This is a genomic window from Cupriavidus sp. H39 (assembly GCF_050271075.1).
Classification (GTDB): Bacteria; Pseudomonadota; Gammaproteobacteria; order Burkholderiales; family Burkholderiaceae; genus Cupriavidus; species Cupriavidus necator_B.
This window is the reverse complement of record NZ_CP189845.1, coordinates 1-19990: the sequence shown is the minus strand read 5'-3', so window position 1 is coordinate 19990 and position 19990 is coordinate 1. Positions and strand designations below refer to the sequence as shown.

Annotated in this window: 12 protein-coding genes and 1 pseudogene; 9 read left to right on the top strand and 4 right to left on the bottom strand. The window is 66.0% G+C overall.

Annotation, left to right across the window (positions count from 1 at the left end; all coding sequences use genetic code 11):
- Positions 1-45 precede the first annotated feature (45 nt).
- The 3 genes from ACOCMH_RS00065 to ACOCMH_RS00055 all read right to left on the bottom strand — a co-directional run bounded on the left by ACOCMH_RS00065 (position 46) and on the right by ACOCMH_RS00055 (position 3177).
- Positions 46-564: a tripartite tricarboxylate transporter substrate-binding protein gene (locus ACOCMH_RS00065; protein ID WP_427306058.1), complete on the bottom strand. Its 519-nt coding sequence runs from the start codon at positions 562-564 to the stop codon at positions 46-48.
- A 603-nt stretch (positions 565-1167) separates the two neighbouring features.
- Positions 1168-1992, bottom strand: coding sequence for an HpcH/HpaI aldolase/citrate lyase family protein (locus tag ACOCMH_RS00060; protein WP_427305982.1), 825 nt, complete (start codon positions 1990-1992; stop codon positions 1168-1170).
- A 12-nt stretch (positions 1993-2004) separates the two neighbouring features.
- Positions 2005-3177: a CaiB/BaiF CoA transferase family protein gene (locus ACOCMH_RS00055; protein WP_427305981.1), complete on the bottom strand. Its 1173-nt coding sequence runs from the start codon at positions 3175-3177 to the stop codon at positions 2005-2007.
- 124 nt (positions 3178-3301) lie between these two features.
- Between ACOCMH_RS00055 and ACOCMH_RS00050 the strand changes: the two genes are divergently transcribed.
- The 9 genes from ACOCMH_RS00050 to ACOCMH_RS00010 all read left to right on the top strand — a co-directional run bounded on the left by ACOCMH_RS00050 (position 3302) and on the right by ACOCMH_RS00010 (position 19134).
- Positions 3302-4258 (top strand): LysR substrate-binding domain-containing protein, encoded by a 957-nt coding sequence (locus ACOCMH_RS00050; RefSeq protein ID WP_427305980.1) that lies wholly within the window; start codon positions 3302-3304, stop codon positions 4256-4258.
- A gap of 258 nt (positions 4259-4516) precedes the next feature.
- Positions 4517-9496 carry an Ig-like domain-containing protein gene (locus ACOCMH_RS00045; protein ID WP_427305979.1) on the top strand — a complete coding sequence of 1660 codons (4980 nt, stop codon included), beginning with the start codon at positions 4517-4519 and terminating at the stop codon, positions 9494-9496.
- 241 nt (positions 9497-9737) lie between these two features.
- Positions 9738-11087 carry a TolC family protein gene (locus ACOCMH_RS00040; protein ID WP_427306057.1) on the top strand — a complete coding sequence of 450 codons (1350 nt, stop codon included), beginning with the start codon at positions 9738-9740 and terminating at the stop codon, positions 11085-11087.
- Positions 11071-13302 carry a type I secretion system permease/ATPase gene (locus ACOCMH_RS00035; protein WP_427305978.1) on the top strand — a complete coding sequence of 744 codons (2232 nt, stop codon included), beginning with the start codon at positions 11071-11073 and terminating at the stop codon, positions 13300-13302. Before ACOCMH_RS00040 ends, ACOCMH_RS00035 begins: the two co-directional genes overlap by 17 nt.
- A gap of 14 nt (positions 13303-13316) precedes the next feature.
- Positions 13317-14501 (top strand): HlyD family efflux transporter periplasmic adaptor subunit, encoded by a 1185-nt coding sequence (locus ACOCMH_RS00030; RefSeq protein WP_427306056.1) that lies wholly within the window; start codon positions 13317-13319, stop codon positions 14499-14501.
- Positions 14502-14880: 379 nt separating this feature from the next.
- The gene (locus ACOCMH_RS00025; RefSeq protein WP_427305977.1) at positions 14881-17814 is read left to right on the top strand and encodes an HD domain-containing phosphohydrolase; all 2934 of its coding nucleotides are present in this window, start codon (positions 14881-14883) and stop codon (positions 17812-17814) included.
- 251 nt (positions 17815-18065) lie between these two features.
- On the top strand, positions 18066-18209 hold the full coding sequence (locus tag ACOCMH_RS00020) for a hypothetical protein (RefSeq protein WP_427305976.1): 144 nt from the start codon (positions 18066-18068) through the stop codon (positions 18207-18209).
- 47 nt (positions 18210-18256) lie between these two features.
- Positions 18257-18631 carry a transposase gene (locus ACOCMH_RS00015; protein ID WP_427305975.1) on the top strand — a complete coding sequence of 125 codons (375 nt, stop codon included), beginning with the start codon at positions 18257-18259 and terminating at the stop codon, positions 18629-18631.
- Positions 18632-18876: 245 nt separating this feature from the next.
- Positions 18877-19134 carry a hypothetical protein gene (locus ACOCMH_RS00010; RefSeq protein ID WP_427305974.1) on the top strand — a complete coding sequence of 86 codons (258 nt, stop codon included), beginning with the start codon at positions 18877-18879 and terminating at the stop codon, positions 19132-19134.
- A 758-nt stretch (positions 19135-19892) separates the two neighbouring features.
- Here the strand turns inward: ACOCMH_RS00010 and ACOCMH_RS00005 are convergent.
- A pseudogene (locus ACOCMH_RS00005) lies at positions 19893-19990 on the bottom strand (DDE-type integrase/transposase/recombinase); the annotation flags it as partial.

Sequence of the window (19990 nt, the reverse complement as noted above, 5' to 3'; positions counted from 1 at the left end):
GCGCGATATAACCTTGCCGTTGTGGACGTATCGGGTGGTGGCCATCTAGGTGGGAAGACATTCGGTACGCTGCATTTTGCCACCCGCCAGAAGTCGAACGGCGGCGGGAAATAACATTTCCGATGCCGGGTTCCCGATGTCAGTTGTCGACGTCCCGCAGTCTTCGCCGCCGTCTTCCCCGATAAAGTGCGGGTGGCACGCGCCACTCTCTTCGCGCACCTCCTTACTGTTTTCAATACCCGCCGTCTGACCGACATTTGCCCAACGCTTGTACTCCTGTTGGATAAAGGCATGGAATGCGTCCGGACCATCGGCACGTGTCTCTCTACCGATCTGAGCGACAATGGTGCGAATCGTCTGATCGAGCTTGTCGACCACTCCGCCGGTTTTTTTTGCCGGAGCGAGACTGCCGTTCCAAGACCCCAGCACGAAGTCAGGAAAGCCAGCATCCTTCATCGTGGGCACATTGGGCAACTGCCGACTGCGTTTCGCCGATGTGCCAGCCAATGCCTTGAGCTTCCCGCTTTGGATATTGGGCAATGCCGAAAGTAGGCTGTCGAACATCAGCGTCACTTGCCAGCCCCATCAGGTCGATGATAGCTGGCGAACTGCCACGGTAAGGTACGTGCGTCAACTTCAGTCCGGTCACGGAATTGAACAGTTCACCGAGAGATGGATGGAAATGCCGGTTCTCGAAGATGCAAAGCTGAGAGGCTGATTCGACTTGCGCGCGTAGGCAACCAGTTCCCCAACCGGGCTGCAGGCAACCTAGGATCGACTACCGGTACGTCGGGCAAAGTCGTGAACATGCTGACCGGCTGGAAACCGTCAATCGACTTCTCAGATGTCCCTTGAACAGATCCAGATTGATTGCCTGAGTGTCCGCGGCACCTACCAGCAAGGTTCAACTTCGCCCTATCCACCTGATTGGCACCAATGGTGCCAGAGGCACCGGACATGTTCTCGATCACAAAAGATTGACCCAGCTTCTTACTGAGTTCAGCACCAATCAGGCGCGCCACCATGCCGGTGGCGCCTCCAGGCGCAAAGGATTACCGGTTTCTCTGGCTTGGCTGAGGAGGGTTGGGCTGCGGTGGCTGGCAATATCGAGCCGACGGCAATCAAGGCAGTGGCAATTAGGGCGTGGTAACGGAATGAAACGCGGCGTCATGAGGTACGAGACAGGATCCGGCGCGCTCGCTCCAGCACTGGACGGTCCACCATCTTGCCCTCCATAGCCACGGCCGCACCATTCGCTGCGGCGGCTGCGGCAGTGACACGCTCGGCCCAGCGCCGCTCCGCGACAGACGGCGCTAGGCCGTCGTGCACGCCACGGACCTGGCCTGGATGGATCAGCAGCTTGGCACCAAAGCCGAAGGCCCGTGCGCGGCGCGTTTCTGCGGCAAGTGCTGCGTCGTCGCCAATCGCGGTGCAAACGCCATCCACGGGTGCGAGCAATCCCGCTGCACGGGAATGAAACACCAGCCGGCTGCGGAAGTAGTTCAGCGCTTCGCACTCATCCTGTATGTCGAGGTCGAACATCAGGTCGATGCTGCCGAACAGCAGCCGTACCACGTTGCCGGCATTGGCCAGCTCGCGCAAACCGGCGAAGCCGGCGGCGTTCTCGACCAGCGGGAAACAGCGCACGCCTGGCAATGCCGCCACCAGCGCGTTGACGCCGGCCGCGTCGGCCTTCGGCAGGACGACATCTGAGACACCCTCCGAGCTGCACCAGGCCAGGTCATCCTCGTAGTACGCGGTATCGGCGCCATTGATGCGCACCAGCATGGCGACATTAGCCGCCGCGGCGTGTACGCATAGTTTCGCCCATGGAGCCACAAGCCCTTCGCGTGCCTGCTCTTTGTCGACGGGCGCAACCGCATCCTCGAAATCGACAATGACCGCATCGGCACCCGAGCCAATCGCCTTGGCGATGCGCTCCGGACGCGAGGCCGGAACAAACAGATAGCTGCGCGAATTGACGATCGACATGGTTGCCTCCTCTCAGATGGCGCCTGCCGATCGTAATGCGGCGATTTGTTCGTCGGACTGACCCAGCTCGGCCAAGATGGCATCAGTGCTGCCGCCCAACGACGGAATCGAGTCCATGCGCGCCTCTGTCATGCCCGGCGGCAGTAAGGCCGGCACGGGACCGACCGGCGTGTCGACCCGGCGCCAGCGCTGCCGCGCCGCCAGCTGCGGGTGGTCCCATACGTCGGCAATGGTGTTGACCCGCGCATTTGCGATCTTGGCAGCCTCGAGCCGGTCGACCACCTCCGCTGCTGTCAGAGCCGCGAAGCTCTTGACGATGCGCGCGCGCAGGGCAGCGCGGTTCTGATTGCGCAGGCTGTTGCTGGCAAAGTCGGGGTGGGCGGCAAGCTCCGGGTTCCCCAGCACTGCCTGGCAGAACACGACCCACTCGCGCTCGTTCTGCAGTCCCAGCATCACCGTCTTGCCGTCGCCGGTCGGAAACGGACCATAGGGGTAGATGGTGGCATGCGCCGCCCCCGCACGCGGCGGCGGCTCGGCGCCGTCGAAGGCGTAGTAGAGCGGAAAGCCCATCCACTCCACCATCGATTCCAGCATCGAGATGTCGATCCGCTTGCCGCGTCCCGTCTTGCCGCGTTCAAGTAGCGCGGCAAGGATATTGGTGTAGGCATACATGCCGGCCGCAATGTCGGCCACCGACGCGCCGGCCTTGACCCCATCTTCCGGCGTGCCGGTCACGGAGACAAAACCGGACTCGCTCTGAACCAGGAGGTCATAGGCCTTCTTGTCGCGGTACGGGCCGTCGCTGCCATAGCCCGAGATATCGCACACGATCAGTCGCGGGTATTTCTCGCTCAGGGTGTCGAAGTCCAGACCGAGGCGCGCGGCCGCGCCGGGTGCGAGGTTCTGCACCAGTACGTCCGCGCGATCCAGCAGGCCGGCCAGCACGGGCGCAGCCGCTGCGTGCTTGACGTCGAGCGTCAAGCTCTGCTTGGAGCGGTTAGTCCAGACGAAATGCGAAGACATACCGCGCACGCGCGTGTCGTAGGCACGGGCAAAGTCGCCAATGCCGGGCCGCTCAATCTTGATGATGCGCGCGCCGAGGTCCGCCAACTGACGGGTGCAGAACGGGGCTGCGATCGCCTGTTCAAGGGAAACGACGGTGATGCCTTCGAGCGGGTGAGCCATGGTGATATCCGGTTTTGCGCAATGTCCTGCCGCCAATCTACCGGGCCGGGCCGGGACTGGGAAATACCAATTACTGAGAGCGGCATAAGTAAAATAAATACCTTGGAAACCCCCGGAGCCTGTCATGGACCTGCGCGCCATGCGCTATTTCATTGCCATTGTCGACCAGGGCAGCCTGACACGGGCCGCCGAGGTTGTCTGCGTGGCTCAGCCGGCACTCAGTCAGCAACTAGCAGCACTGGAGAAAGAACTGGGCGTGCCGCTGGTCCACCGCGGCGCCAAGGGCGTGAAGCCGACGGAAGCCGGCCGCACCCTGTATCGCCACGCCCGCAATATCCTGCGGCAGGTGGAGATCGCCGGCGCCGAGGTCCGGGTAGCGGGCATGGATGTCACCGGTATGGTTGCCATCGGCCTGCCCACCACCGCAGCAGCAGCATTCGGCATGCCGCTGATCCGCGCAGTGCGGGACCGCTATCCACAGATCCGGCTCCAGCTCTTTGAGAGCATGAGCCGCTATATCTCGGAACTGCTGGACCACAATCGGCTCGATTTCGCCATCCTGTTCCGTGATGTACCGTCGCGCGCGGTGGACCTCGAGCGGCTTGCCAGTGAATCACTTTACCTCGTCGGGGCGCTTTCAGTTGCGCGCAGGCTTGGGAAGCCGCAGTCGAAGATCGGCGCAGAAGGCGCCACCGTCACAGTCAAGGCACTTTCCGACCTGCCACTGGTGCTGCCAAGCGGCTCGCAGGGCTTGCGCGAAGTGGTCGAACTGGCTTTCGCACAGGCGGGCGTGCCGCTCAATGTGGTGGCCGACCTGGACTCACTGCCCTTTCTGCTGGCAACCGCGCGCGAAGGCCTGGCTTGCACCATCCTGCCCGCGTCATCGCTGTCCGAGGCGGACAGCGATGTGCCGCGGCACCTGATCGTGCCGGAGTTGCGTCGCACGCTGTCCCTATGCTGGCCGCGCGCACTGCCGCGAACCAGCGCGGCCGAAGCCGTGGCGGAAGTGCTGCGCGAACTGGTGGCCGGGCGCATTGCGGCAGATGGGTCGCTCAAACCGCCACCCTTGGCCGATCAATAATGCTTATGCCCGTGGTCGGCGATTGAGTTTCACGCAAGCGCGGCAGTCGGCTAGAGTTTCGACCAGACCGGGCCTGTATTCATTCCTCACCGCAACTCCAGGAGACGCCATGCAACGCACGAATGGGAAGGGCGGGTTTTCGCCCGCAGCACCAGCGGATAGTTCCTTCCTTTGACAATCCTTCAGATTTTGCGGTTTACGCCTCCGTACACTAGTCATGCACTACGTACCGATCACTCAGGATGAAGGAGAGTCAGCATGGTTTCGTCAGGCGTTCTGCTCAACCACACGGATGTTCCTGTCACCCCCGGCACCCGCACCGTTGCCTCACCTGACGGCCCCGCCAACTTCCTGATCGCGGCGCAGCGCGACAGCGTCGCCAACTTCGCGCGCGAAGGCAACGACCTGCTGCTGACCATGCGGGATGGCAGCACGCTGCGCATCCAGGGCTTCTTCACCAACGGGGCGCAGTACAACAACCTGGTGTTCGTGCAGGAAGACGGCCAATGGCTGGCCGACTTCAGCCGGGCGCTGGGCGCGCAGGGCGACGGCGTGGCCGAGGAGGCCATGCTGTTCGAGCCGATCGGCGACAGCACTTCCACGGCATTGCTGCTGGGGCTGCTGGGCGCAGCGGCCGGTGCCGGCATCATCGCGGCCGCGGCCAGCGGTGGAGGTGGGGATGGCGGAGGCGGCGGCAGTAGTGGCGTCGGGGCAGGCGGGGGCGTTGCGCCAGCCGCGCCCAAGGTGGCGCCCACCAACGGCGCCGCGCTGTCCGGCACGGCCCCGGCCGGCAGCACGGTCGGCATCGACTTCACCGGCGACGGCAAGGCCGATGCCACCGTCAGCGCCGATGCCGCGGGCAACTGGACCTACACGCCGCCCCAGCGGCTGGCCGACGGCACCGTCGTCAGCGTGACCGCAACCGACGCCTCCGGCAACACCAGCCCGCCGGCCACGGTGACCGTCGATGGCGCGGCACCGGCAGCGCCCGTGATCAGCGCGGTCAGCAACGATGCCGGCACGGGGATCGTTGCCGGAGGCAGCACCAGCGACACCACGCCCACGCTTTCCGGCAGCGCCGAAGCGGGCAGCACCATCAGCATCTACAGCGGCACCACCCTGCTCGGCACCGCCATCGCCGACGCGAACGGCCGCTGGAGCTTCACGCCGCCGTCGAGCCTGGCCGACGGCAACCACGCGCTGACGGTCACCGCGACCGACGCGGTCGGCAATACCGGCCCGGCAAGCGCGCCGTTCCTGCTGACGGTCGATACCGCAGCGCCGGCGGCGCCCACGATCACGCCCAGCGACGGCAGCGTGATCGCCGGCACCGCCGAGCCGGGCAACACCATCCATATCGACCTGAACGGCGACGGCACGCCCGATGCCACCGTCACGGCCGACGACAGCGGCAACTGGACCTACACGCCGTCGCCGGCACTGGGCGACGGCGCCGTGGTCAGCGTCACCGCCGCCGACACCGCTGGCAACACCAGTACGCCGGCCACCGCCACCATCGATGCCAGCGCACCGGCCGCGCCGGTGATTGGCAGCGTCACGGACGACGCCACCCCGTCGACCGGCCCGCGCGCCGACGGCGACGGCACCAACGACGGCACCCCGACCCTCTCCGGCACCGCCGAAGCCGGCAGCACCATCAGTATCTACAACGGCGCCACGCTGATCGGCACCACCGTTGCAGATGCCGCCACCGGCGCCTGGACCTTCACGCCCACGTCACCATTGCCCGACGGCGCCGTGAGCCTGACCGTCACCGCTACCGACGCCGCGGGCAATACCAGCGCACCCAGCACCGCCTTCACGCTGACGCTGGACGCCACGCCGCCGGCAATACCGGCCATCACCGGCGCGACCGAAGACAACCCGGTCAGCAGCCCGCTGGCCTCTGGCGACAGCACCAACGACTCCACCCCGACGCTCGCGGGCACTGCCGATGCCGGCAGCACCATCAGCATCTACAACGGCGCCACGCTGATCGGCACCACCGTTGCCGATGCCACCACCGGCGCATGGAGCTTCACGCCGACCACGCCGTTGACCGATGGCCCCTATGCGCTGACCGCCACCGCGACCGATGCATCGGGGAATGTCAGCGCACCGACCGCTGCCTTCAACCTGACCGTCGACACCGCTGCACCCGCTGCCCCGGTCATCACACAGGCCAACGGCACCACCATCTCCGGCAGCGCCGACGCCGGCAGCACCATCGATATCGACCTTGACGGCAATGGCACGCCCGACGCCACCGTCACGGCCGATGCCACCACCGGCGCCTGGACTTACTCGCCCGGCACGCCGCTGCCCGACGGCACCGCGATCAGCGTCACCGCCACCGATGCCGCCGGCAACACCAGTGCGCCGGCAACCGCTACCGTCGATGCCCTCGCGCCGTCCGCGCCGGTCATCACAAGCGTCACCGACGACAACCCCGTCAGCACCCCGCTGAACTCCGGCGACAGCACCAACGACTCCACGCCGACGCTCGCCGGCACCGCCGAAGCCGGCAGCACCATCAGCGTCTACAACGGCACCACGCTGCTCGGCACCACGGTTGCCGACCCCACCACCGGCGCGTGGACCTTCACCCAGACCACGCCGCTGACCGATGGCCCCTACGCGCTGACCGCCACCGCGACCGATGCATCGGGGAATGTCAGCGCACCGACCGCTGCCTTCAACCTGACGGTCGACACGGCGCCACCCGCTGCCCCCAGCATCACCGTTGCCAGCGGCACCACGATCTCCGGCAGCGCCGACGCCGGCAGCACCATCGACATCGACCTCGATGGCAATGGCACGCCCGACGCCACCGTCACGGCCGATGCCACCACCGGCGTCTGGACTTACTCGCCCGGCACGCCGCTGCCCGACGGCACCGCGATCAGCGTCACCGCTACGGATGCCGCCGGCAATACCAGCGGCCCCGCGACGGTGACCATCGACGCCGCGCCGCCCGCGGTCCCGGTGATCACCAGCGTCACCGACGACAATCCGGTCGCCAGCCCGCTGAATTCCGGCGACAGCACCAACGACTCCACGCCGACGCTCGCCGGCACTGCCGATGCCGGCAGTACCATCAGCGTCTACAACGGCACCACGCTGCTCGGCACCACCGTTGCAGATGCCACCACGGGCGCGTGGAGCTTCACCCCGACCACGCCGCTGACCGATGGCCCCTACGCGCTGACCGCCACTGCTACCGATGCATCGGGGAACGTCAGCGCACCGACCGCTGCCTTCAACCTAACCGTCGACACCGCTGCACCCGCTGCCCCGGTCATTACACAGGCCAACGGCACCACCATCTCCGGCAGCGCCGACCCCGGCAGCACCATCGATATCGACCTTGACGGCAATGGCACGCCCGACGCCACCGTCACGGCCGATGCCACCACCGGCGCCTGGACTTACTCGCCCGGCACGCCGCTGCCCGACGGCACCGCGATCAGCGTCACCGCCACCGATGCCGCCGGCAACACCAGCACGCCGGCAACCGCTACCGTCGATGCCCTCGCGCCGGCCGCGCCGGCCATCACCAGCGTCACCGACGACAACCCCGTCGCCAGCCCGCTGGCCTCCGGCGACAGCACCAACGACTCCACGCCGACGCTCGCCGGCACCGCCGATGCCGGCAGCACCATCAGCGTCTACAACGGCACCACGCTGCTCGGCACCACGGTTGCCGACCCCACCACCGGCGCGTGGACCTTCACCCCGACCACGCCGCTGACCGATGGCCCCTACGCGCTGACCGCTACCGCGACCGACGCGGCGGGCAACGTCAGCACGCCGACCGCCGCCTTCAACCTGACGGTCGATACGGTCGCGCCGACCGCCACGGCGACGGTCACCGCGCTGACCGACGACACCGGTACCGCCGGCGACTGGATTACCGGCGACACGACCCCCGTCGTCAGCGGCACGCTCAGCGCGGCGCTGGCCTCCAACGAGACGCTGCAAGTCAGCATTGACGGCGGCGCCACCTGGACCGATGCCGTCGTCACGGGCACCACATGGCAATGGTTCGCGCCGGGCCAGCTCGCGGACGGCACCTACACCATCACCACCCACGTGACCGACAGCGCCGGCAACATCGGCGCGGTCACCACCCAGAGCTTCACAGTGGCGCAGCAGGTGGCGCCCGAGGCTGCCGTGAATGAAGCCGGCGGCTTGCTCGGCATTGCCGATGCCAACCTGCTGGGGCTGATCGACCTGAGCGCGCAGCAGTTCTTCACCGCCAGCGACTACAACGAGAACATCAATAGCGTGGTGATCGAGTATGGCGGGCTGCTGGGCGTTGGCATGCAGCGGCTCAACGCCAGCCTCGCGCTGGCGGCCGAGCTGGGGCTGACCTTCAATGTGGTGAACGACCCGGGCATCCTGGGCCTCATCGGCCCATCGTCGACACTGTCGATCTCCGCCATCGGCGGCGGGCCGATCGACAACCTGAGCCTGAACGAACTGCTCGGTTCGATCACGCTGGAAGGCGGCCTGCTGGGCGTCAGCCTGAGCCTGCTCGACGCCATGACGATCACCGCCACCGACACCACCGGCCTGACCACCACGTCGACCGGCAGCCAGCTGGTCAGCGCCGGCGTGCTGACCAACCTGCTCGGCGCCAGCCAGCCGTCGGCGATCATCGAAGGCGATGCCACCGGCAATACGCTCACGGGCAGCGCCGGCAATGACCGGCTCTATGGCTACGACGGCAACGACACCATCAATGCCGGCGACGGCAACGACCTGGTGCGAGGCGGCGCCGGCGACGACCTCCTCAATGGCGAGACCGGCAACGACGTGCTGATCGGCGGCGCCGGCAACGACACCATGAGCGGCGGTGCCGGCACCGATGTGTTTCTCTGGGAGGCGCGCGGCAACGACAACACCGGCGGCAACGGCACCGACACGATCACGGATTTCACCGTGGGCACCGCACCGGGGCAAGCCGGCAATGACGTGCTCGATGTATCCGCGCTGCTGGAGGGCTACGCCGCCGACGCCAACGGCCCCGCCCACTACCAGAACGGCGTGCCCACCATCGATGCCGGCGACAACATCGGCCAATACCTCAGCGCCGCGCAGTCGGGCGCCGACACCGTGATCACCATCGACCGCGACGGCGCCGGCACCAATTACAGCGCGCAAACGCTGGTGACGCTGACCAACGTAACCACCAACCTGGAGACCTTGCTGGCCAACCAACAGATCCTGGTCTGACCCTGCAGCCCCCGGCCCGGCGGCATGCGCGAGCAGCCGGGCCGGCCGTGGCACCGGCTTGCGTGCATGCATGCCGGTGCAATGTACACATCCGGACGGCATCGCCATCTTGTTCACAGTCAGACTGACCCTTGACGCCGGCGCCAGCGCCGGCCCAGGCCTCGGCCTCGGTTTGTTTCCCGGTTCCTCCGCCTCGCGCGCGGCAAGACCTTTCCTCGCCACACTGCTCGCGACCACGCTGATGGCCGGGCCGGCTGGCGCCGCGCCCGTGCCAGCGCTAGCCGGCGTGCCGGCGCTGGCCGCCACGGCCCCGCTGGCCCCCGCGCCGGCGCCGGGTGCCGCCGCAGCGGACGGTGTGCGGGCGGCCTTGCGCATCCCGCTGGCGGGCATGGCCTTGCACGAGGCCGTCGGGATCGCCATCTCGCGGCATCCGGATATCGGCCGCGCCAACGCGGTGGTGGCGCAGAGCGAGGCCGAGATCGCGGTGGCGCGCTCGGCCTGGTACCCCAAGCTGGAATATGGCGTACGCCCGGGCTATGGCGGCAGCTTCGGCAGCGGCGGCAACGACATGGGCGCGCGCGCATCGGTGGGCGTCAGCCAGCTGCTCTACGACTTCGGCCGCACCGCCAGCAAGATCTCCGCCGCGGACGCCTCGCTGGTACAGCGCCGCCATGAACTGTCCGACACGGTCGAGCAGATCGCCTACAACACTGCCTCGATCTATATCGAACTGGCCGCCAGCCAGGCGATGATGGCGGCCGCGCAGCGCCAGCTCGAGACCCTTGCCGTCACGCGCGACAAGATCGGCCAGCGCGTGCGCGCGGGGCTGTCGGTCAGCTCGGACGGCACCATGGCGGACGTGGCGATCCAGCGTGCCCGCACCGAGGTGCTGCGCGCCCGTACCCGCTTCGACGTGGCCGCGTCGCGCCTGGCCGAGCTGATCGGCGTGCGGCCCGAGCGCGTGGCCGAACTGGCGCGCACCGAAGACGAGGTCCGCGGCCTGGGCGACGAGGGCGACGACATCGAGCACACGCCCAAGGTGCTGGCCGCCGCGGCCGCGGCCGAGGCCGCGCATGCGCGCGTGACGCTGGCCGAGGCCGAGCGCTTTCCGTCGGTCAGCGTCGGCGTCAGCCGCTCGGTTTCGACCGGACGCGCCAATGCCAACGACGACACCTGGATCGGCGTGGCCATCGCCGGCGACTTTTCGCTGGGCGGGCTGAACCGGCACCGCATCGACGCCGCCCGCGCCGGCCAGCGTGCCGCGCAGCAGGCGCTGGACAATGAACGGCTGCTGGCCCGTACCACGCTGCATTCCGCCGCCACCGAGGCTTCCGGCGCCGCGGCGCGCACGCAAAGCTATGCGCGGATGATCGCGCTGCTGCGCGCTTCGCGCGACCTGTACTGGCAGGAATACATCCTCAACAAGCGGACCCTGACCGACGTGCTCAATCCCGAGCGCGAGATCTTCCTGGCCGAGCAGGAATGGATCGGCGCGGTCGCCGACGGCATGCTGGCGCGCATCAAGGCGCACGCCGCCACCGGCAGGTTCGTGGCCTTGCTGCGGGAGCACGACAGTGCAAGCCACCCTTGATACGCCGCCTGCCGGCACTACGCCCGCCGGCGCCACACCCCACCACGGCGGCGCACCAGAGCAGCCGGGGCAGCCGGCGCAGGCCTGGGCCGACGCGCTGCTGCTCACGGCCCGCCAACTCGGGCTGTCGCCCTCACCGGAACTGGTGCGCGGCGCCGCCGCGTGGGCCGACCGCGCCGACGCGGACCGCGCCGTGGTCGAGATGGCAGCCGCCGCCGGCCTGTCGGCCCAGTTTGCCGAGCTGCCCGCGGCCGCACTGTCGTCGCTGCTGCTGCCCGCGCTGGTGGCGCTCGACGGGGCCAAGGTGGGCCTGCTGACGAGCATCGCCGACGGCAAGGCGGTGCTGCAGCTGCCCACCGAGGCCGGCACCATCGAACGCACTCCCGCACTGGCGGCGCTGGCGCGGCAGGCCGACGGCGCCGTGCGCCTGCTGCTGGTGCGCGAACGGGTGGCGCCTCGCAGCGGCCGTCTTGATGCCTATCTGGCGGCGCGCCCGGAAGGCTGGCTCGGCAGCATCTTCACCGCCAACTGGCGCACGCTGGCGGAGCTGGGCGCCGGCTCGCTGTTCGGCAACCTGCTGGCAGTGGGCACCTCGCTGTTCGCGATGCAGGTGTGGGACCGCGTGGTGCCGGCGCGCTCGCTGCATACGCTGTGGGTGCTGGCCAGCGGCGTGGCGCTGGCGCTGGTGCTGGAGCTGCTGATCCGCACCGTGCGGGTTTCGATCGCCGATCATTTCGGCAAGCAGGTCGACCAGCGCCTGTCGGCGATGTTTTTCGCGCGCGTGCTGGATATCCGCAACGATGCGCGCCCACGTTCGCCCGGCACGCTGGTGGCGCAGCTGCGCGACCTGGAGCAGCTGCGTGAGCTGCTCACCTCCAGCACGCTCGGGGTGCTGATCGACCTGCCCTTCGTGGCCGGCTTCCTGGTCATTATCTGGCTGCTGGGCGGCTGGCTGGTGCTGGTGCCGCTGGCGGCCATCCCGCTGCTGGTGCTGCCCGGCCTGGTGGCGCAGATTCCGCTGGCGCGGCTGTCGACCCAGGGCATGAGCGAGGCCGCGCTGCGCAACGCGATCCTGATGGAATCGATCTACCGGGCCGAGGACATCAAGACGCTGCAGGCCGAGCCGCGCTTTCGCAAGCTGTGGGACCGGGTCAACGCGGTCAACGGCGAGATCGGCCTGAAGCAGCGCTTTATCGCCGGGCTGCTGCTGAACCTGTCGCAGACGGTGCAGCAACTGGCCTATGTCGGGGTACTGGTGGCCGGCGTGCATGGCATCCTGGACGGCGGCCTGTCGTTCGGCGCGGTGCTGGCCTGCTCGATCCTGACCAGCCGCACCATCGCGCCGCTGTCGCAGATCCCCGCGGTGCTGGGGCGCATCCAGAACGCGCGCGTCGGCAAGCAGGGGCTGGACGCGCTGCTGAGCCTGCCGCTGGACCACGACCCGGCGCGCGACGCGTACCACCGGCCCGCGCTGGTGGGGCGGTATCGCTTCGAGCAGGTGGTGTACGGCTTCGATCCGCAGGAAAAGCCGGTACTCAACATCCCGCAGCTGCAGATCGCGCCCGGCGAGCGCATTGCGGTGCTGGGCCGCGTCGGCGCCGGCAAGTCCACCCTGCTGCGCCTGCTGGGCGGGCTGGCGACGCCGGTGCAGGGCCGCATCCTGTTCAACGACACGCCGCTGCCGCTGATCGACCCCGCCGACGTGCGCCGCGATGTCGGCATGGTGATGCAGGAATCCAGCCTGTTCTACGGCACCTTGCGCGACAACCTGCTGGTGGCCGATCCGCTCGCCACCGATGAAGCGATGCTGCAGGCGCTGCGGCTGGCGTGCGCGGACCGGCTGCTGCTGAACCAGGTGCACGGGCTGGACCTGACCATCCGCGAGAACGGCGTGGGCCTGTCCGGCGGCCAGAAGCAGGCGCTGATCCTGGCGCGCACGCTGCTGCGCGCGCCCAACGTGCTGCTGCTGGACGAGCCTACCGCGTCGCTGGACGAGGCCACCGAACAGGCCGTGATCGCGCGGCTGCGGCCCTGGCTGGGCCAGCGCACGCTGGTGGTGGCTACGCACCGCTACGCGGTGCTGGCACTGGTCGACCGCATCATCGTCGTCGACAACGGGCGCATCGTGCGCGACGGCCCCAAGGATGCGGTGCTGGCCGCGCTGCGCGGCAAGGGCGCGCAGGCCGTGAGTGCGCTGGATGCGGCAGGAGGCTGAACATGGGCACGGGGATGGACACGAAAGCGGCCGCGGGCGCGGACTGGATTCGCATCGGCGCAGAGCCCACGGGCCCGCGCTACCTGCTGTGGGTGATCGTGGCGGCGCTGACGCTGTTCCTGCTATGGGCGGCGCTGGCCGGGCTGGATGAAGTGGCGATCGGCGAGGGCCGCGTGACGCCGGCGTCCAAGGGCCAGATCATCCAGAGCCTGGAAGGCGGCATCCTGGCCGAGCTGGCGGTGCGCGAGGGCGACGTGGTCGAGGCCGGGCAGCAGCTGGCCACGCTCGACCCGGTGCAGGCGCGCGCCTCGATGGAAGAGACGCTGGAGCGGATCGCGGCACTGCAGGCGCGCGCGGCACGGCTGCACGCGGAAATGAACGATGCCGCCAATGTTGCCTTCCCGGCCGAGCTGGCGGGCAATGCCGCGATGGTTGATCGCGAGCGCCAGCTCTTCACCGCCAACCGTCGTGCCTTCCGCGAGAATGTCGGCAACCTGCGCGAGCAGCTGCGGCTGGCCGAGAACGAGCTGCAGATCGCCATCCCGCTGCTGCGCACCGGTGCGACCAATGAAGTCGAGGTGCTGCGGCTGCGGCAGAAGGTGGCCGAATTCTCGACCAAACTGGCCGCCACGCAGAGCGAATACTACGTGGCGCTGAAGGCCGACTACGCCACCACCATGGCCGACCTGGGCCCGCTGCTGAAGGTGCGCGAAGGCCGTGCCGACCAGTTGCGCCGCACCGCCATCAACTCGCCGGCACGCGGCATCGTCAAGGACATCCGCGTCTCCACCATCGGCGGCGTGGTCAGCCCCGGCGGCGTGCTGATGGAAATCGTGCCGCTGGGCGACCAGTTGCTGATCGAGGCGCGGCTGAGCCCGCGCGATATCGCCTTCATCCACCCGGCGCAGCCGGCCACGGTCAAGATCACGGCGTTCGAGCCGTCGATCTACGGCACGCTGCCGGCGCGCGTCGACCGGATTTCGCCCGACACCATCGAAGACCAGGTCGACAAGCGCATTTACTACTACCGCGTCTACGTGCTGACCGATCACGCCTACCTGGAAACCAGCGACGGCAAGCGCCACCCGATCCTGCCCGGCATGGTCGCCACCACCGAGATCCGCACCGGCCGCCGCACCGTGCTCGATTACCTGCTCAAGCCGCTGCGCCGCGCCGCCGAGGCGTTGCGCGAGCGCTAGCGCCAGTTTCATGCCAATCCAATCTGATTGAACCTATATTCAGTTGATCTCCCTCCATGTCAGGATAGTTTTCGCCCCGTCACCCTTCGATGAAGGTCAATGGAAAGACGGAAGCAGTTGAAGAAGGAAGCGCAATCCGGCGGAATTCAAGGAATAGGTGGTTGAGCAGATGATGTCGCCCTTGAACCGATCAGCTGTCGATTTGGCAAGGAGACAGATGTCAGGATGGTGAGTGCGATCCTGATCGTGGACTTGCCGAGTCCCGAACGCATTTCGCGCGATGAACGGCAAGTACTGAGCGAATAAAGGCGGAGTCCGGCTGCGATCAAGCTCGGCTCAGCGTCAACTGAGCAAGCAGTACCCAGCAAGGGAAGGGCATATGCAAACAAGCAGGAGTTACCCGCTTCACCTTCACCTGTGGGTGCTATTCGGCTCCCTAGTTCTGGTGGTTGGCGCGCTGACGTGCGGCATCAACTTCCTGATGACCAAGTCGGCGCTGGAGGGTGCGGCGTCCGATGCCACGCATCGGATCAGCCGCGAAACGCTTGACGAGGTCAAAGAGCTGATCGCGCCAGCGCAGATGGCGGTCAAGCTAATCAGCCATAGTTCACTGGCCGAGGCGCAGTCGATCGACGAACGGCTGGCGCTGCTGGCACTCGTGCGCGCTGCGCTGGACACCTCGCCGGCGCTGCAGTCGCTGTACTTGGGCTATGCGAACGGCAGCTTCTTCTACGTCAGGCCGCTGCGCGGAGAGACGGATCGCACTGCCGTCAATGCTCCCAAGCAAGCTGTCTATCTCGTGCGCAACATTGAGCGGGCGAATGGCGTGGCGCGGGGGTGGGCTTACTTCTTGGATGCAGGACTTAACATCATCCAGACCGTCGACGCTTCGGATTTCGCCACGAGATTCGATCCACGGCAGCGGCCTTGGTACAAGGAAGCCATGGCGGAGGGCGAGTTGATCCGCACCGAGCCCTACATCTTCTTCTCTGACCAGCAAGCGGGATCGACGCTGGCCCTGGTCACCGGCACGCGCCGCGCCGTAGTCGGTGGGGACTTCCGGCTTGATGCACTGGGGCAGATGCTTGCGCGCAAGAAAACCGTCGCGCGTTCGGTGCTGGCGTTGCTGGACGGACAAGGCCAGGTTATTGCAATCGACCGCAACCCTCCGGAATCCGGATCGGCGCCAGATGTCATCCACTCGGGCCTGCTTGTGGCACCGGCGGACTATGGCTTACCTGTCCTCACGCATTTGGCCGCCGGCCTGCGGACTCTGGGCGGATCGGCCAGCAGACACGAAGTGATCTCCGCTGGGGGCGAGGCTTGGTACACCACAGTCGACAGGCTGACGCCGACAGGTGGCAAGCCGCTGTTCCTGGTCTCCGCAGTCCCGCAGGTTGAATTGCTGAAGGGCGCGCGGCAGCAGGCGTTGCTGAGCATCGGGGCCACGGGCCTGATTGTGCTGCTGTCCTTGCCGCTGATCTGGCTGGTCGCGCACCGTATCGCCCAACCGTTGCACGTGCTGGCCGATAGCGTTGAGGCCATCCGCCGGTTCGACTTCCTGCATCCTGTCGCCGTTCGCTCGCACATCGGCGAGGTAAGGACGCTTGGCGACGCAACGGAACAGATGCGGCAGACCATCCAGCGTTTCCTGAACATCGTGCAAGCTGTTTCGGCGGAAAGCCCGCTCGATCAACTCTTGCCGGTGCTGTTGCGTAAGATGATCAACGCCGCTAGTGGCAGCGCAGGCGTGCTGTACTTGGCGGACGGCGATAAGTTGAAAGCGGCCGTGGCGTTCGACCGCAATGGGTCGGATGTCGCTCCGACGCTGCCGCAGGTAGACGTGTCGCAGGCCTTGCCGCTAGTCCGCTCCTCCGCCAGCGACCTCGCGCCGCGGGCAGGCGTGCTGACTCCGGATGACCTCCTGGGGTCGCAACTTGTTTCCCTGGCAGCCGGTTCCCCATGCCACGCGGCGGCGATCCCGCTGGCCACGCGCCAGCGTGAGCTTCAGGGCGTGATCCTGGTGCTGCGTGATACGTCGATGGAGAGCGCCCAACTTAGCTTTGTCGACACGCTCGCCAACCTGTGCGCGGGTGCGCTCGCAGTGCGCGCCCTGACGAGCGCACAAAGCGAGCTGTTCGATGCGTTCATAAGGCTGCTGGCCGGCACCATCGATGCCAAGAGCCCGCACACTGGCGGGCACTGCAAGCGCGTTCCGGAAATCGCCAAGATGCTGGCCAGCGCCGCATGCAATGCCATCGACGGTCCCTACAAGTCATTCCAGATGACCAGCGCGCAATGGGAATCGCTGCACGTGGCCGCCTGGCTCCATGATTGCGGCAAGGCTACTACGCCTGAATACATCATTGACAAGGCGACCAAGCTTGAGACGCTCTACAATCGCATCCACGAAGTGCGCATGCGCTTCGAAGTCCTGAAGCGCGACGCCGAAATCGTCTACCTGCGTGCGCTCGCCGCCGGCGAGGACGGCGAGACCGCTCGGCGCCGGCGCGACGTCGATTTAGAGGCGCTGGATGAGGATTTCGCGTTTGTTGCCACATGCAACCAGGGCGGCGAGTCCATGGACGCGCCGCAGAATGAGCGGCTGCAGCGCATCGCCTCCCGCAGGTGGACGCGCACGCTGGACGACCGCCTCGGTCTCTCGCAAGAGGAGCTGGCGCGCATGGTGCATATCCCGGTCGCGCCGCTGCCCGTAGAGGAGCCACTGCTGGCCAACAAGCCAGAACACGTGATCGAGCGCACAGCCCGAGACATCATCCCTGAGGACAACCCATGGGGCTTCAAGCTGAAGGCGCCCGCGCATCTATATGACCGTGGCGAGTTGCACAATCTTCTGGTGGCGCGGGGAACGCTGTCGGAAGAAGAGCGTTTCAAGATCGAAGACCACATAGTGCAGACACAGATCATGCTCTCGCGCCTGCCGTTCCCGAAGCACCTGCGCGAGGTGCCGGAAATCGCGGGCAGCCACCACGAGAAGATGGACGGCACAGGGTACCCGCGGCGCCTGCGCCGTGAAGACATGAGCCCTCTGGCCCGGATGCTAGCCATCGCTGATGTTTTCGAAGCGCTCACGGCCGCCGACCGGCCGTACAGGAAGGCGAAGAAACTGTCCGAAGCCGTCCGGATCATGGCGATGGCCACCGCGCAGCATCATCTCGATCCGGAACTCTTCGAACTCTTCCTGACTTCCGGTGTGTATCGCCGCTATGCCGAGCGCTTCATGCGTCCGGAGCAAATTGATGATGTAGATATTGCCCAATACGTGGGCAGGGGTTCGTCGGATAATGCTTGAGATGACCACGACATCCGCAAGTTCCCGATACTCTTTGCGCCAGCCGATTCTCGTCAGGCAACACGGTCTGGTATTCGGGGGCCAGGCGGTCCTTGCTCGGCAGGCCCTCCACCGAGTAGCGCGCCTCCTAGCAGAGCGACGGCTTTGCAGGCTACGCACAAAAATTGTTTCAAAGCAGTACTGCCTTACTGGACTCCATAAAAAGAAGCCCACAGACCAAACCACCGCCCTCGCTCAATCGGACATTTCATGTGGTAGCCAAGTACTGCCGAGAGATCATCGACAGGGTTCGATTCGACGAGGCGAACCGTCTGCGCGATGACCGGATGGCTCGCAAGGTGGTCAAATCCTCCCGCTGGCTGCTTCTGCGCAACCGGGAGAACGGAAAACGATAGCCGACCCGATCCGGCTCAAAGAACTTCTGGCGGCCAACAATGGACTGATGGCGGTCTACGTGCCCAGGAGGCGATCTCAAGACCCTGTGGGACTACCCGACCGCGGCTACGCCAGGCGGTTGTGGGAGGACAAGTACGACCGCGCCATGAGCAGCGGGATCGAGCCGCTGCTCCAGTTCTCCCGACGGCTCAAGCCCTCCCTGGCGCCCTCGGGTACCATTCTGGTCGAATGCATCAACAACCGGATCAAGGTGTTCAAGCGCATGGCCTATGGCTTCCGCGCTGACCACTGCTTATTCCTTAAGATTGGTGCCGCCTTCCTGGTAGTTCGACGCCGAACCAAAAAAAAAGCCAGACGACACGCATCGTCTGGCGAACTCAGAGATGCGATACGCACGGGGATACGTATAGGCATCTGCTAGCAAAGGTAGCAGCTTCTTAACGCCGGAAATCTGACGAATTTTGAACTTACTGATACACGACGTACCTCCGGTGAAGTAGGAGTAGCTAAATCCAGTTCGGGCGCGAGGGCGAGGGGATTTTCTCAAACGGAAATCGGCGACTTCACGGTTTCATCAGCTCGAATGGCGGGAGCTGGAATGCGGATTCAACCGGTCGATGCCAACGCTATCTCGAGGTCACCGAGTACCCGGACGGCAGGATCGAGTTGTGGGCCGACGGCGCGTCCCTGCCCACTCCCTCCTATGACCGGCTCGGCGCGACCGTCGACAACAAGCGGCTGGGACACGTGCTGGCCATCACGGCGCAGGTACAGGCGGAGCGCGACAGTCGCCAGCAGGCCGGGCCATCGCGCACGCTGCAAGGTGAACCCGCCCGGCCCCATCGCGCGCCGCCGAACGTCAAGCGGCGCGATCTGGAGCGGGCCATTGCTGCGGCCCCGTTCCAGCAGAATGGGACCTTTTGACCCTGCCCACCGTGAAACGGCTGCCCCACTCTGCGCTGACCTCAGTCACGTCCAACCAGCACCCCTGCCCTACTCCCATTCGCGCAAAATCCAACCCTGCACAAAAAGCACGTTCCGACTGACTACGTCGCAGGAGACGCGCAAGTCCGGAATGTTCTCGGGTGGCGGCGGCGCCTCTGTGACGATCGACAAGCAACGGTCAACCAGTTCGATCTGAAAAATTCCACCATCTTCAACGCCGCATCACTCATTTTGATTACCCTGTTATGGATCATCGTTATGCTTTGTAGATAGGATCGGCGCCGAAAGGATCAGTCCTAGCTCAATCTCGCTCTATACACCTTCAATTACGACACCCTGGCCTCGCAAGCTTGACCATACCGATCAAGTGAAACAAGTAACTTTTTTACTTCTTATGTAAGCGATGTATTTTTTATATATTTTTATCAGATCCCGGATCAGACCGGCTACTTTTTTGATTACGGGTGACGTCTCCGTAATTTCGATCACAAGACGTTCCGCGAACATTCTGCTTTCAGCATCGCACGGGCAGTAATCCGGATTTCTGAACTTTTTCGAATCTTGTCGAGTGGCCAGCTCTTCATCCTAAAGCCGTCCGGTGGCAAACTACCTCCGTCTCGGGAACAATGGGGACAGCGAGCCTTTATCACAGCGGCAAATCAATCGTGTTCAGCGCTGGTCGCCATGCTTGATCGGCTCCACCGACACTGCGTTACTACGGCACAACGAATCCTTAGAACCGCCCGGTACAGATACTTCCACTGGCCGCGTACCAGGATGTAGGTCTCGTGCCCGCCAGCTTTTCCCCACCGGGCGCTTGGCGTGGCGAAAGATG